Source organism: Paenibacillus sp. Z3-2, assembly GCF_054161325.1.
The window spans coordinates 6,068,963-6,082,853 of record NZ_CP096397.1 but is presented as its reverse complement, the minus strand read 5'-3'; the positions used below and the strand labels follow the sequence as shown (position 1 = coordinate 6,082,853).

The 13,891-nt window shown below is 47.6% G+C and carries 10 protein-coding genes; 9 read left to right on the top strand and 1 reads right to left on the bottom strand.

Features of this window, described 5'->3' with window-relative positions; genetic code table 11:
• Nucleotides 1-237: 237 nt before the first annotated feature.
• The 3 genes from M1D71_RS27145 to M1D71_RS27135 all read left to right on the top strand — a co-directional run bounded on the left by M1D71_RS27145 (nt 238) and on the right by M1D71_RS27135 (nt 2,654).
• Nucleotides 238-1,122, top strand: coding sequence for an ABC transporter ATP-binding protein (locus M1D71_RS27145; RefSeq protein WP_458124393.1), 885 nt, complete (start codon nt 238-240; stop codon nt 1,120-1,122).
• A gap of 93 nt (nt 1,123-1,215) precedes the next feature.
• Nucleotides 1,216-2,028, top strand: a complete 813-nt coding sequence (locus M1D71_RS27140; protein ID WP_458124392.1) for a ferric iron reductase — start codon at nt 1,216-1,218, stop codon at nt 2,026-2,028.
• A 146-nt stretch (nt 2,029-2,174) separates the two neighbouring features.
• Nucleotides 2,175-2,654, top strand: a complete 480-nt coding sequence (locus M1D71_RS27135; protein WP_458124391.1) for a glutathione peroxidase — start codon at nt 2,175-2,177, stop codon at nt 2,652-2,654.
• 107 nt (nt 2,655-2,761) lie between these two features.
• Here the strand turns inward: M1D71_RS27135 and pelA are convergent, their stop codons facing one another.
• Complete coding sequence (gene pelA, locus M1D71_RS27130) at nt 2,762-3,937, bottom strand: pectate lyase (RefSeq protein ID WP_458124390.1); 1,176 nt, start codon at nt 3,935-3,937, stop codon at nt 2,762-2,764.
• A 459-nt stretch (nt 3,938-4,396) separates the two neighbouring features.
• On the opposite strand from pelA, the gene M1D71_RS27125 reads away from it, so the two are divergent.
• From M1D71_RS27125 to M1D71_RS27100, 6 genes are all read left to right on the top strand, one after another.
• Nucleotides 4,397-5,758 carry an FAD-dependent oxidoreductase gene (locus M1D71_RS27125; RefSeq protein WP_458124389.1) on the top strand — a complete coding sequence of 454 codons (1,362 nt, stop codon included), beginning with the start codon at nt 4,397-4,399 and terminating at the stop codon, nt 5,756-5,758.
• A 277-nt stretch (nt 5,759-6,035) separates the two neighbouring features.
• Nucleotides 6,036-6,887 (top strand): formate/nitrite transporter family protein, encoded by an 852-nt coding sequence (locus tag M1D71_RS27120; protein WP_458124388.1) that lies wholly within the window; start codon nt 6,036-6,038, stop codon nt 6,885-6,887.
• A gap of 423 nt (nt 6,888-7,310) precedes the next feature.
• Nucleotides 7,311-9,374, top strand: coding sequence for a molybdopterin-containing oxidoreductase family protein (locus tag M1D71_RS27115; RefSeq protein ID WP_458124387.1), 2,064 nt, complete (start codon nt 7,311-7,313; stop codon nt 9,372-9,374).
• Between the two features lie 183 nt (nt 9,375-9,557).
• Nucleotides 9,558-10,781: an MFS transporter gene (locus M1D71_RS27110; protein ID WP_458127364.1), complete on the top strand. Its 1,224-nt coding sequence runs from the start codon at nt 9,558-9,560 to the stop codon at nt 10,779-10,781.
• A 205-nt stretch (nt 10,782-10,986) separates the two neighbouring features.
• Nucleotides 10,987-11,901 carry a class I SAM-dependent methyltransferase gene (locus M1D71_RS27105; protein WP_458124386.1) on the top strand — a complete coding sequence of 305 codons (915 nt, stop codon included), beginning with the start codon at nt 10,987-10,989 and terminating at the stop codon, nt 11,899-11,901.
• Nucleotides 11,902-12,171: 270 nt separating this feature from the next.
• The gene (locus tag M1D71_RS27100; protein WP_458124385.1) at nt 12,172-13,719 is read left to right on the top strand and encodes a response regulator transcription factor; all 1,548 of its coding nucleotides are present in this window, start codon (nt 12,172-12,174) and stop codon (nt 13,717-13,719) included.
• The last annotated feature ends 172 nt before the right edge of the window (nt 13,720-13,891 follow it).

The following is a 13,891-nucleotide window of genomic DNA, read 5'->3' as shown; positions in this document are numbered from 1 at the left end:
GATGAATGAGAAAAGCTCTCACATGTATTCGGGAAGAAGGCTGCAATTTGCTTCAGAAAGAGTGAAAAAAGCAAGAAAAGAGCAGAGAATTTGGTTTTTTATGTTGACAAATGATAATGATTATCAGTATCTTTAGTGTAGAAGATATTTGCCCCGGAAATACACTTAATTACAATTTCGTTTTCGTTGTCTATAGCCGGATTACATAACCGGGATAAATGAGAGAGGGATGATCGCATGTTTCGTCTGGAGACGACCAAGCTGGATATCGCTTATGAGGAAAGACTAATTGTAGAGGATCTGAATATTCAGATTCCCCAAGGAAAAATTACAGCACTTGTTGGAGCCAATGGTTCAGGGAAGTCAACTATCCTGAAAACGATGGCACGTATTATGGCTCCAAAAGCAGGTAGTGTATTGCTCGACGGGAAGTCCATCCATAAGCAGTCTACGCGTGAAGTTGCCAAGCAACTTGCGATTTTGCCACAGAACCCGACAGCCCCTGAAGGACTTACGGTTACGGAACTGGTATCTTACGGACGGTTTCCTTATCAAAAAGGATTTGGCTCCATGCGTGCGGAAGACAAACGCATGATTGAATGGGCTATCGAAGTGACAGCCATGACTGAATTCCATGATCGTCCGATCGATCAACTGTCCGGTGGACAGCGTCAACGTGCCTGGATCGCCATGGCACTTGCCCAAGAAACCGACATCCTTTTCCTGGACGAGCCGACTACGTTCCTGGATATGGCTCACCAGCTCGAAGTATTGCAATTACTGGAGCAGCTGAATGCCACAGCCAATCGTACCATTGTTATGGTTGTGCATGACTTGAATCATGCTTCCCGCTATGCACATCACATGATTGGTATCAAAAAAGGTAAAGCCATCGCTCATGGTTCACCTGTGGAAGTTATGAACTCGGATGTGCTTCGTGAAGTATTTAACATTGAAGCAGATATCGTGATTGACCCGCGTTCCGGTGTACCGCTCTGCTTGCCTTACGCTCTTGCAGGTGAACGCCAGCAACCAGCAAAGCCAGACCAGATGGTCATGAACAGCGCGATGGTTCATGCAGGAGGACGGGCAGAACAACGCGTTCAAGCGACAGGAAGTTAACGACATGGGCCATACGTGGTCCTTACACTATAGAATGAGGCCGCTGTGCGTAATGCACGCGGCTCATTCGCATTCATGGGAGGTTTGCAACCGATGGGAGCAATTAACTACACGTGGTTAGAACAATATGGGCGTATAACGACCGGTCCGGTTCATGAACCGGTTTTTGGCATGCCTTTGACATTGTTAGGACATCCGGAGAATGCAAAGATTATGATCGAAGCCTATAATGAGCATCTGCGTGCGGATTCTCTTCGCTCTGCTGCTGTATACTTCATGCACTCCGTTCGCGGTCTGCTGCTCGGTATTCATTACATGACGTCCATGTGTGATACGTCGCTAGACATCTCCCTGGAGAATATCCAATTGCAGTTGGAGGTTCAGGAAGGGCGCCCCGTAATCCATTTTCAACTTATAGATGTAACCGAGCATGCCCATCCTGGTTCAGTCAACAATGGTGTTGGAGATGTATCTCCTTGGCGGAATGAGTTGCTCACAGCCTATTACGGCGAACAACTACGTCCCATGATTGAAGGCGTGGCGCTCGCCGGGGAAGCGAACACTGGTCAGATGTGGGCACAGCTCGCATCCATCCTGAGATGGTTCAAGACGACCGTAGTGAAGATGGACATTACAGAATCAGAACGAGAAGCGGTGATTCAGGGGTATGAGCATGTCATCGCCATGCCACCGGAAACTCTGGGGTTACGCAATAACGTGCTGTCATTCAAACCGGTCGAGATTGCTAATCCCCATCAACCTGGAGAGACCATGCTGATGAAGCCGACATGCTGTCTGCACTATCAGGTGTATGGCGGGCAGAACTACTGTTACAGCTGCCCCAAACTGCCCAAGGCAGAGCGGCAAGAGCGGTATGATGCCATTGTGGCTGCCAAGTCAGGCTAAAGTAACCCGGAGCATTGGTATGGATAGACCGGAATTTGGTAATCGCATCGGATCAGGTCTATAATAATAGGACAGGCTGTAGGTTCATTGGATCTCAACGTGCTCGCAACAGCCCAAACCAACATATGTCATGGGAGGAATCAGTCATGTCCGTATATTCATATCAGGCGGTAACCACCGCGAACCAGGAAATCTCACTGGATCTGTATCAAGGTAAGGTATTGGTCATTGCCAATACAGCCAGCAAGTGTGGACTGACCCCGCAATACGGCGAATTGCAAAAGCTCTACGATCGTTATCGCGATCAAGGCTTGGTTGTACTGGGGTTCCCTTGTAACCAGTTTGGAGGGCAAGAGCCAGGTACAAGTGAGGAAGCCGAATCATTTTGCCAGATTAACTATGGTGTGAATTTCCCGGTGTTTGCCAAGGTAGATGTGAATGGTGAGGAAGCACATCCCCTGTTCCAATACCTTAAAGAGCAACAACCCGGTGCAGGTGAAACAAGCGACATCCAATGGAACTTCACCAAGTTCCTTGTTAACCGTGAAGGTGAAGTGGTTGGTCGTGTTGAACCGAAAGAATCCCCGGAAGCCATGAGCGCAGAAATCGAGAAATTGCTCGGTTAAACCATGGTTGTAGAGAAGCCTATCCTTGCTTATGCGAGGATAGGCTTTTTTGATGACTTTACATACGACGTAGATTTAGCTTCTTATCAGGTAGATGTGGCCTCGGATCAAGGCAAGGGCTTACTTAACGTGTAATAGCCTTGATCCGAGGCAAGCTTAAGCAGGTTACGTGCATAGCTTCCGGCCCAGGAGTAGCCGTGTCTTCGTTCCTCACTGATGTCCAGAATGTTCATATACTTCATTCCATCCCGATCCGCGTAGAAAGGCACATCTTCATCCACATTGTAGAAACGGTACCAGATCACACTTCCTGCATCCGGTTCAAAATATACGGGTCCTTGCCGGTTATACTTGGTTCCATTCTCTCGCACCGTATCGAACCATCGCAGAGCCCCTTTGGCGGCTTGTTCAATCTCGGGAGTCTGAGGCCTGGACATGAGAAAAGCAGTAATTGCCACCGACTCTGATCCCGACTTGGATGCTAATTCATACGCTCTGCCCGTCACAGGAGCATAGGTCACAGGATCATGCTGCGCACCCCAAACGGTGGGCTGACCTTCATTGATAATTTGCGCTTTTAGCGTATATTCAATGCCTTTCTCCAGTGCTTTCTTCAGCTTGCTGCGATCATTGGAGGTCCATATATCGTTGTTAAACTCATTTCTTCGCTCAACAATATCGTCTAACAAAACCATCGTTTGTACCATGGCATTGTCGTTGTAAGTCACCGCGTCAGAGTAATTACTTCGTTTGGGATAAACCTGTGGCCAACCTCCAGATGGATATTGAGAGATCAGGATAAAGTCCACCGCTTTACGAACACTGTTCTTAAAGGCCAGATTACCCGTTTTTTCATACATGTCAGCCAGAAAGCGGATCTCGGAAGTTGTCGCATCATTATCGAAGGTGCCAAGTTCAATCCCATTCGGGTCTTTCCAGCCTGATCGTGCTGTTACACCGTCCCAAGGAGCTGCATATTGTTCTTTCATGTCTTTGTAAAATCCACCGTGCGGCATCTGCCATGAAACGATATTCAGGGCATAGGCCGTATCTTTGGCCAGATCGCCAGTTGCAAAATGATTGATATCCCTGAACTTCTGAAGGAGCGAAGACACATCGGCACCTGCTGGGACTTTGGAGGACAGAACCTCGGTTTTAATCGTAACGGGTGGAGAATCTACAGAAGCAGAAGCGAAGGGGAGCGCTACTCCAGTTGTCATCATGGTGATGGCAAGCGTAACGGGAACCATGCGGAAAGCAACAGACATTGAACGTTTCTTCAAATGAACGCCTCCTGAACAAAGTGAGATTTGTTGTTTTATTTACATATAATCCATTTAAAGGATCGTTATTATTGTAAGCGCTTACCAATTTAAAAATCAACCCTGTCATGAAAATTAGTGCATTTATTTTTGTACAAGCAAAACCTGAATAGGGAAGAGGGCTCTAACTGAAAGCGTCCATATAGTGATTGCGGAAGCCATTGCATAGCATAAATCAACACGGATCCGGGGACAATGAAATCAATAAAACGAAGGGAAGAATGGCTTAAATAAAAGGAGATAACTGCTTTCAACAAACTTTTTTTGCTCAGCCTATTGCAATGTGAAAAAGATCACATTATAATGAGTGTATAAAGTGAAATAAATCACATACACAGTATCGCTTAAGAAGTGAAATATTTCACAACTACAATAACGTTATATTCAAACTCATTTATATATTTCGAGGAGGAACTTTTAATGAAAATCGCAGTTATCGGATGTACACACGCAGGGACCGCAGCCATCGTAAATACCGCCAAATTGTACCCGGATGCTACCATCACGGTGTATGAGCGCAATGACAATATCTCCTTCCTATCTTGTGGCATTGCGCTCTACGTAGGCGGGGTCGTGAAAGATCCTGACGGCTTGTTCTATTCTTCGCCTAATCAGTTAGCAGAGCTTGGTGTTGAGACCAAGATGCTTCATGAAGTGACGGCGGTCGATGCCGAGGGCCATACTCTTCAGGCTAAAAACCTGAAAACTGGGGAAGAATTTGAAGATACGTTTGACAAATTGATTGTGACAACAGGTTCATGGCCTGTTGTTCCGAAGCTGGAAGGCATCGAAATGGATAACATTTTACTTTGCAAAAACTACAATCACTCCAACACGATTATTGAAAAAGCCAAAGACGCCAAACGCGTTACCGTTGTAGGTGCAGGATATATCGGCGTAGAGCTGGTGGAAGCTTTCCAGATGAACGGCAAGGAAGTTACCCTGATCGACAGTGTGGACCGGATTTTGAACAAATACCTGGACCCTGAATTCACGGATGCGATCGAAGATACGTTGACTGAACGCGGCATCAAGCTGGCTCTTGGTCAAACTGTACAGAAGTTTACTGGAGAGAATGGAAAAGTGACCAAGGTGATCACGTCCAAAGGGGAGTTTGAGACCGATCTGGTTATTCTGTGCATCGGCTTCCGTCCAAATACCGAACTGCTCAAAGGCCAAGTGGATATGCTGCCAAACGGCGCGATCATCGTGGATAAATATATGCAAACCAGTCAAAAAGACGTCTTCGCTGCGGGTGACAGTTGTGCAATTCACTACAACCCGACAGGCAAAGCATCATACATTCCACTGGCGACCAACGCCGTGCGGATGGGTACACTGGTAGCCCGTAACCTTGTTCGTCCTACGACACCGTATATGGGTACACAAGGAACATCGGGTATCAAAATTTATGAGCAAAATATCGCGGGTACAGGGATGACGGAAACGTCTGCTGCTGACGAGGGTCTGATTGTGGAATCCGTCGTACTGGAAGACAGCTACCGTCCGGAGTTCATGCCAACCGCTGAGAAACTGTTGCTCAAAGTGGTATATGAGCAGGCTACTCGTCGAATTGTCGGAGCGCAAGTAATGTCACAGGTTGATCTGACCCAATCGATTAATACGATTTCGGTCTGCATCCAAAACAACATGACCGTAGATGAGCTGGCCTTCATCGACTTCTTCTTCCAGCCACATTACAACAAACCGTGGAACTTCCTGAACACGGCGGGTCTGCAAGCACTGCCTCCGATCGAAGTGAAAGCACCAGCAATGGTGTAAGGAAGCCATAAAATACACAAAGACTGGCGAGTATATCGCCAGTCTTTTTTTTGATATTTGTATGGAGTTACAGATAGCCTGCGTTATATCTCTTACTGTCACAGGCCTTGAATGACGATCTTAATAACAACTTTTATAAATAACATTGTGATAATTTGCACAAAGTTTTGCGTATAGCCGAGATACAATTAGGATATGGCGTTCGACGCGTAACTAAGGAATTTCCAAATGGTTTTATTTCAATGATGTATGAACAATAAAGGAAAGGATGAATGATATGGCAGCAAAAACACCTCTTGAGGTTGCACAATATACGGCGCAAACAGGAATGAAGAAGGCTCAATACCCGGCATCGTCTGTACTGGTACTCAGTTTTTTGGCAGGGGCTTTTATCGCGCTGGGATTTCTACTGGATATTCGGGTGATCGCTTCTGCGCCAGCAGAGTGGGGAAGTCTGGTTAATCTGATTGGAGCAGCGGTGTTCCCGGTTGGGTTGATCATGGTACTCATTGGTGGTGGCGAGTTGCTGACAGGAAATATGATGGCAGTTCCACTTGCTACGATTGCACGAAAATTATCCGCGGGTAGCATGTTGAAAAATCTAACTTTAGTGACGATTGGTAACTTTGTTGGAGCCTTGTTTGTCGCATACGCATTTGGACATGTGCTTGGTCTGACTGGAGAGGGTGTATATCTGGCTAAAGTCGTGGATATGGCTGGGCATAAGCTGCATGACGGTTTCCTGCAGGCTTTTATCTCCGGAATCGGCTGTAACTGGCTGGTTGCGCTGGCCGTGTGGCTATCTTATGCATCAGATACGATGAGTGGCAAGGTACTGGGCATTTGGTTTCCAACGATGGCATTTGTGGCGATTGGATTTCAGCACGTTGTGGCCAATATGTTCCTCATCCCGGCAGCAATCTTCGAAGGATATTATTCATGGGGCCAATATGTAATGAATTTCATTCCGGTATGGCTCGGGAATCTGACTGGTGGTGCTCTGTTTGTAGCTGCAGCATATTGGGTGGTGTACCTGCGTAAGTTGGAGCCGAAAGTAAAGCCAGAGATAGTGACATCAATCGAACCAGTGGAGACTGAGGCTAGAGCGATGTGGAGCAAACAGGCATAGAGGGCACAGCGTAGCATATGTACATGTATTGCAGAAGTGAAAACGATTCTGATCTTGCTCGCTTCATGGAGAAATGCTGTGATGGAGCAGACCGGTATCGTTTTTTTATGAAGTACTTGTCGGATTTTAACGCAAAATAAATTCGCCATGACAAGGTTCGGGGGAACGAAACCTGTTCATGGCGAATTTCGGGAGTGGTCCATGATATGGCATAAGGAGGAAGTGGGGAAACACTAGCCTAATGCCTTATTTTTAATTTACCCCTGAATTCTGAAGTTGAATCAAACGACAAAACATTTTTTTGAAAATAATTTGAAGCTGCTATAGCGGTGAATATTAGGCGGAAATATACTGTTCTCTTTACGTGATAACCTCGAAGAAGATATGATATAGGGATAGCTTTTAAAGAGGGGGAGCCATACGATGATCGATCAGGAGAATGGGGTATTTGCAGCGGTATGCCCGCTCGATTGTCCGGACACTTGTGGTCTGTTGTTACATAAAGAGAACGGTAAAATTGTGAAGGTGGCAGGCAATCCGGACCATCCGATAACGAAGGGTGCCATCTGTAATAAAGTCAGAAATATGACCGAGCGGGTGTATCACCCCGAGCGTCTACAATATCCGATGAAACGTGTAGGAGTCAAAGGCGAAGGTAAGTTCGAACGAATGAGTTGGGATGAAGCGATTCGAGAGATTACGACAAAATTCACTGCATTGTCTGAAACCTATGGCCCCGAGAGCATCCTGCCCTACAGCTTCTACGGCAACATGGGCATTCTTGGTGTAGACGGCATGGACCGACGTTTCTTCAATGCGCTAGGTGCAAGTGTGCTGGAGCAGACGATCTGTAATGCGGCCGGAAATACCGGCTGGAAATATACGATGGGCGCCAACCGGGGAACGGTGCCGGAAGATACGGAGCATGCGGATCTCATCCTGGTATGGGGCGGCAATATTGTGAGTACGAATATGCATCAGGTCGTTTTGGCGGAGAAGGCCCGCAAGAACGGCGCCAAGATCGTCGTAATCGACGTTCATCGCAATCGTACGGCCCAATGGGGCGACTGGTTTATTCCGCTGTACCCGGGCACGGACAGTGCACTGGCGCTGGGATTGATGCATGTGCTGTTCGAACGGGGATTGACGGATGAAGCGTTTATGCAAAAGTATACGGTGGGTCATGAGGCACTGCGTGATCATGTCCGCAGTTACACGCCTGACCGCGTTGCACGCATTACCGGCGTGCCGGAGGAGACGATTGTGGAGCTGGCCGAACTATACGGCAACGCACAGGCAGCCCATATTCACATCGGCAATGGCCTCCAGCACCATGATAATGGGGGTATGAATGTTCGCAGCGTTGCATGTCTGCCTGCCATTACAGGGCAATGGCTGAAGCAAGGCGGCGGTGCCGTTCGGACCAACAGCTACGCGAGCACGAATAGCGACGCGCTGGAACGTCCGGAGCTGCGGCAGAATCCGGAGCCGCGAGTGGTGAACATGAACCGGATTGGTGAAGCGCTGCTGGAAGCGGAGCAGCCGATCCGGGCGATGATGGTCTACTGCAGCAATCCACTGGTGGTGGCACCGGATACCGAGCGGGTAGAGCGAGGTTTTGCAAGGGAGGATCTGTTCACGGTTGTGCATGATCTGTTCATGACGGATACGGCGAAATATGCAGATATCTTGTTACCGGCCACGTCTTCATTTGAAGCAACGGACCTGTATACCTCTTATTGGCATCAGTACGTTCATCTGCAAGAACCGGTGATTGCACCGATCGGGGAGAGCAAGAGTAATGTCGAACTGTTTTCCCTGCTTGGACAGGCCATGGGGTATGACCCTGTGGTCTTCGGAGAAACGCCGGAACAGATGATTGAGAACGCACTTCAGGGAACGGGCAACCCCTACATGAATGGAGTCACGTTGGAGGGGCTGAAGGAACATCGATTCGTGAAGCTGGATATGACGCCACAAGCTGCATTTCTGGAACAGCTGCCCACACCTTCAGGTAAAATCGAATTGTATTCGGAGACGATGGAACAGAGAGGCCTTCCGCCGCTCCCTACCTATAGCGCTCTAATTGAAGGTTATGATGGGGAGAATCCGGCTGGACCTGCCGATACCTATCCATTGATGTTCCTATCGCCGCCAAACCATAATTTCCTGAACTCCACCTTTGGCAATTCAGCCAAACATCAGCGTTTGGAAAAGATGCCTTTATTGCAAATGCACCCCGAGGACGCCATCCGTAGAAACGTGGAGGATGGAGATGCAGTGGTCGTATGGAATGATCGCGGGCGCATCGAACTTACCGCCAAGGTGAGTGAGGCCATGCTGCCGGGAACCGTCATCAGCCAAGGCTTATGGTGGGATGGTGACGGCAAGAAGCAGCGAGCGAATTCACTGACTTCCAATCGGTTGTCGGACATGGGTAACGGGGCTACATTCTTCTCGGCCACTGTCGAAGTGAAGCGTCAATGAGTGTGCTTGCAGCATGAATTATTTGAGGTAAGATGAACAAAGGATAGAACTTGAGCAGGATCTAAAGAGCAGTAGATGTAACACTTCCAAAGGCCTTCGTTCTGGCTGGTTATGCCGTCAGGGCAAAGGTTTTTTTGGTGTGTAATATGTTTTTAAGGTACTAAGGAGAATGGATTAGAGATGATGAGATGGCTGGATAACTATCCAAAAGAAGTGAGAATATTTTTGCTGGCAAGTCTGGTTAACGCAACAGGCAGTGCGCTCATGTGGCCGCTAACCACCATGTATGTGTTTGATGAGCTTGGACGGACGATGGCCAACGCCGGTTTTGTAATCCTCATTCAATCCCTGGGAGGCATCTTCGGACAATTGCTTGGAGGTTCGTTGTATCACCGGGTGGGCGTGAAGAAGCTGATCATTGGTTCACTTGCGCTTAATGCATTAGGTTTGTTTGCGCTGCCCTGGATTAGCGCGTATTGGGTCATATTTATATGTGCGATGGGCTGGATTGGCCTGTTCAGTTCATTGTCGCTGCCAGCGATTCAGGCCTTTATTGGCTTCCGGTTTGCGGAGCGACGCGGTGAATTATTCAATATTATCTATGTGGCGAACAATATCGGGGTAGCGATTGGTACGGCGCTGAGTGGTTTTCTGGCTGACTTTTCCTATCACCTCAGCTTTGTACTGAATGGGGTGACCTCAGCCGGATTTGCGATTTTCTTCTGGTATTATCTTTCGCGAGTCGAACCGGATCAGGGGGAAGTGCATCTAACGAAACGCAAAACTGTTCCCGATGGGCCGGGCGTCTGGGCACTGCTGGGCAATACGCGATTATATCTGTTTATGAGCTTGGGCGTGCTGTTTCTGTTATTCGGCAATTCCATCTGGAACACAGGCGTGTCCCCGTATATCATTTCTGAGGGTATGGAAAAAAGAATGTACGGTCTGCTCTGGACCCTGAACGGGGTGCTGATCTTTGTGGGTCAACCGTTTACCAGCTGGGTGAAACGGACCATGGCCCGTACCTCCACTGCCCAGATGACGGCGAGTGCGGTATTCTATGGCATGGCCTACATTGTCATGATTACCATGTACAGCTATCCGGGCATGGTGCTTGCAATGGTACTTGCCACGTTTGGAGAGATGCTGATCTCCCCTGCGACGCCTGCCTTCATATCGGAACATGCAGGCAGGGCAGCACCTTTTTACATCGGAATATCCGGTGGGATCGGTGCAGTTGGACGGGTTATCGGACCCTATGCGATGGGAGTCATGTATGACAAACAGGGACTTATTCCTGTAGCGTGGCTGGCAACAGGCACAGCGGTGATTGCGGTACTTGGTTTTGTACTGCACGCGGTGTTGAACCGTAATCGTGAGGTGAAGGAGTATGGGATGGACGCCTAACAGATCTACTCGGGTTGGATCAGGATGCGAAGGGAGAACGAGTTGAAGTGGACGATAAATCCACTTTAATCTGTCTGCTCATCCGTAAATTATGGTTGACAAAATAATATATTTATGCTATAATTTACATATAGAAATATTCCGTATATAATAAGATTCTCCTGGCCAGGGGAATCTTATTTTTGTTTGTACGGGAGGAATAAGTATGAAGCAAAATGAATCCAGTATCACATCATTGATTTCGACTTTTGGCCGAGCCTATCACAGCCAACATGACACACCCCTCATTTTCGATGATTTTATGGCGAGATTGCTGATCTCTCCTCAAGAATTTTCAGATATCAGCAATAACATGGTTAGAGGCATTCATTTTTTCAACCCGGATATGGCTGACCAGCTCAAGGACGACCCGGAAAAGATTCTAAAATGGATTAACCAGGTACAGTTATCTCCAATAACTCTGGCTCGGGCCGCTTACTGTGAGCATGTACTTTTGCATGAAGTCGCGTTGGGATTGAAGCAGGTAGTCATTCTTGGCGCCGGGATGGATACGTTTGCTTTGAGGCATCCGGAATTGGAGGACACGCTGGATATCATTGAAGTGGATTATCCGGCTACACAGCAATTCAAGAAGGAGCGGCTGAATCAGGCCGAGCTGACTATTCCGGACAATCTTCACTTTGTACCCATGGATTTTACGCGTGAGCTTTTGAATGACAGCTTGACTCTTGAAGGTTTGAAGAAACGGAAGACGTTGGCTAGTCTCTTGGGTGTTTCGTATTATTTGCCCCAAAAGGATCTGTTTAACGTGATTCGTCATGTGTTTGCGAACCTGCCAACCGGGAGCTCTATAGTTCTGGATTATGCAGATGAGCACCTTTTTGAGGAAAAAGGAATGTTTAATCGGGTTGAAAATATGGTTAAATTGGCTGCAATGGGTGGTGAGCCGATGCAATCCGGCTACGCATATGTGGAGATGGAGGCCTTGCTTGATGAAGCAGGGCTGCTTATTTATGAGCATCTGACTCCGGAGGCGATTCAGGAACAGTTTTTCCAGGATCGAATCGATCATCTAAGGGCATTTGAAACGATACATTTCATTCACGCAGTAAAAAAATAAATCGATTGGGGCATGTATGGTCACCTATATAGCCCCCATTTGCATAGCAGCAGCCAACCTTCACCCTGTGGCAGGGTGAAGGTCGTTTGGTTTGAACAAAGGACCAGCATAAACCATGATTCGGTAGCCAATAACTTCGCACGTGATACAAATGTTCAACAATCAGACTTGTTAGGGTTCAATTCCATGTCATTCAACGTTCTCCCCTCTATTTGTGCATTATGCCCATATAATAGAATGGAACTGGTTAAAGGCAGGAGGATGCATACAATGTACAAGATTTTGTTGGTCGATGATGAATTTATGATCTCGGACGGGATCTCTAGTGTCGTGAACTGGTCCCGATTAGGAACAGAACTGATCGGCATTGCTCAAGATGGAATGGAAGCGCTTGCTTCAATTGAGCGGCAACGTCCCGATATTATCATCTCGGACATTCGCATGCCGGGAATGGATGGCTTACAGCTGGTTGAAGCAGTAGCGGAGAAGTATCAGGATATCTCATTCATCATGCTCACGGGTTTCACCGAATTCGAATATGCGAAGACGGCCATGCATTATGGAGTGAAGCACTATCTGCTCAAGCCCTGCAGTGAAGAGCATCTCGTACAGGCTATTAGTGAATTGGTCAGTGAGAAGCGGGAGTTAACCGATCAGGAGCGTTTTGTGCAGTCGATCCAATATAATCTGGAGCGTGTACTGCCGCATGCCAAGGAATATTTTCTGAAAGAGCTGGTCACGAACAGAACATACGGGGTCAAGGAATGGAAGTATTTCGAGGAGTTATTCGATGTACAGTTCCAGGATCAGCGTGTGCGGTTGTTGCTGGTAGAGATTGAGGGGGATCATGAGTATTTGCACTTGTTCGCGGTGAAGAACATTGCCGAAGATATTTTTCACAATCCAATCTTAAGTGCCACGGTTGGGGGGCATGTGCTACTAATCATGGAGGACAAATTGTCTGAAACGCAGTTGTTCCATAATATCGATGAGATTCGCGCCACATTTACCCGATATTACCATGATGATCTCACGATTGCGCTGAGTGAGCCAGGAGATCTTTCGCAGGCACGCCATTTGTACATGCAGACGCTGGTTTATCTCAATTACCGCTTTTACCTCGGTGAGGGCAGTCTTATTATGGAGCGGGATATTTACTCTCCCGGGGAGCACAGTCTTCCTGAATTCGAATACGATCCGGAGCGGATGGTTACTGCAATCAAGGCTGGACACTGGCAGGAAGTTGGAACAGAGCTGAACCGGATGTTTCAGCTGCTCGCCAGCTTGAGATACGATATATCCCAAACGAAGTCTTATCTTATTCAGATGTTTATGGAGATGATTCGACTCAGTGGCTCTGCCGAGATGAAAAGGTATATGGACCAGTTGCCAGGCATGATTGAATCCAGCACGCTGCACTCTTTTCAACAGTTTCTGCTTGCCGTCGCCAAAGAAATCACCCTGCGCCGCTACGAACAACACCGCTCCAGACAATCGCAGATGGTAGTTAGTGTGAAACAGCTGGTAGAGAAGCGCTACAGGGACGAAACACTAACACTCCAGTCCATCGCCGGCGAAATATACATGAATCCAGACTACATTGGCAAAATGTTCAAGAAAGAAACCGGTGAGAAGTTTACGAACTATGTGTTAAGCTACCGCCTCCGTAAAGCATTGGAGCTTCTGGAGCAGGACGGGAACTGTACCGTATCCTCGCTTGCCGAACAGACAGGCTTTGGTGCCAACTGGCCGTATTTCAGCAAAATGTTCAAGAAATACACGGGTTTCTCCCCTTCCGAGTATAAAAAAGTACCTTAGGACAGCGTTGCTACCGGCTTCTGCAGCAATTGAACTAAACATTTACACGAAAACGGAGAAGACAGAAATAACACGAAGAAGCGGAGCGTTCGCCTTTATCCCCGGATTTTCACCTTTGGAAAAGGAAATCATAAAAATCTGGGGATAACAGCGATCAGAGGGTTGTTCTGTC

Bases quoted from the DNA above. Each gene is read 5' to 3' on its own strand.
- M1D71_RS27145 (WP_458124393.1), top strand. From the start codon at position 238: ATGTTTCGTCTGGAGACGACCAAGCTGGATATCGCTTATGAGGAAAGA.
- M1D71_RS27140 (WP_458124392.1), top strand. From the start codon at position 1,216: ATGGGAGCAATTAACTACACGTGGTTAGAACAATATGGGCGTATAACG.
- M1D71_RS27135 (WP_458124391.1), top strand. From the start codon at position 2,175: ATGTCCGTATATTCATATCAGGCGGTAACCACCGCGAACCAGGAAATC.
- M1D71_RS27125 (WP_458124389.1), top strand. From the start codon at position 4,397: ATGAAAATCGCAGTTATCGGATGTACACACGCAGGGACCGCAGCCATC.
- M1D71_RS27120 (WP_458124388.1), top strand. From the start codon at position 6,036: ATGGCAGCAAAAACACCTCTTGAGGTTGCACAATATACGGCGCAAACA.
- M1D71_RS27115 (WP_458124387.1), top strand. From the start codon at position 7,311: ATGATCGATCAGGAGAATGGGGTATTTGCAGCGGTATGCCCGCTCGAT.
- M1D71_RS27110 (WP_458127364.1), top strand. From the start codon at position 9,558: ATGAGATGGCTGGATAACTATCCAAAAGAAGTGAGAATATTTTTGCTG.
- M1D71_RS27105 (WP_458124386.1), top strand. From the start codon at position 10,987: ATGAAGCAAAATGAATCCAGTATCACATCATTGATTTCGACTTTTGGC.
- M1D71_RS27100 (WP_458124385.1), top strand. From the start codon at position 12,172: ATGTACAAGATTTTGTTGGTCGATGATGAATTTATGATCTCGGACGGG.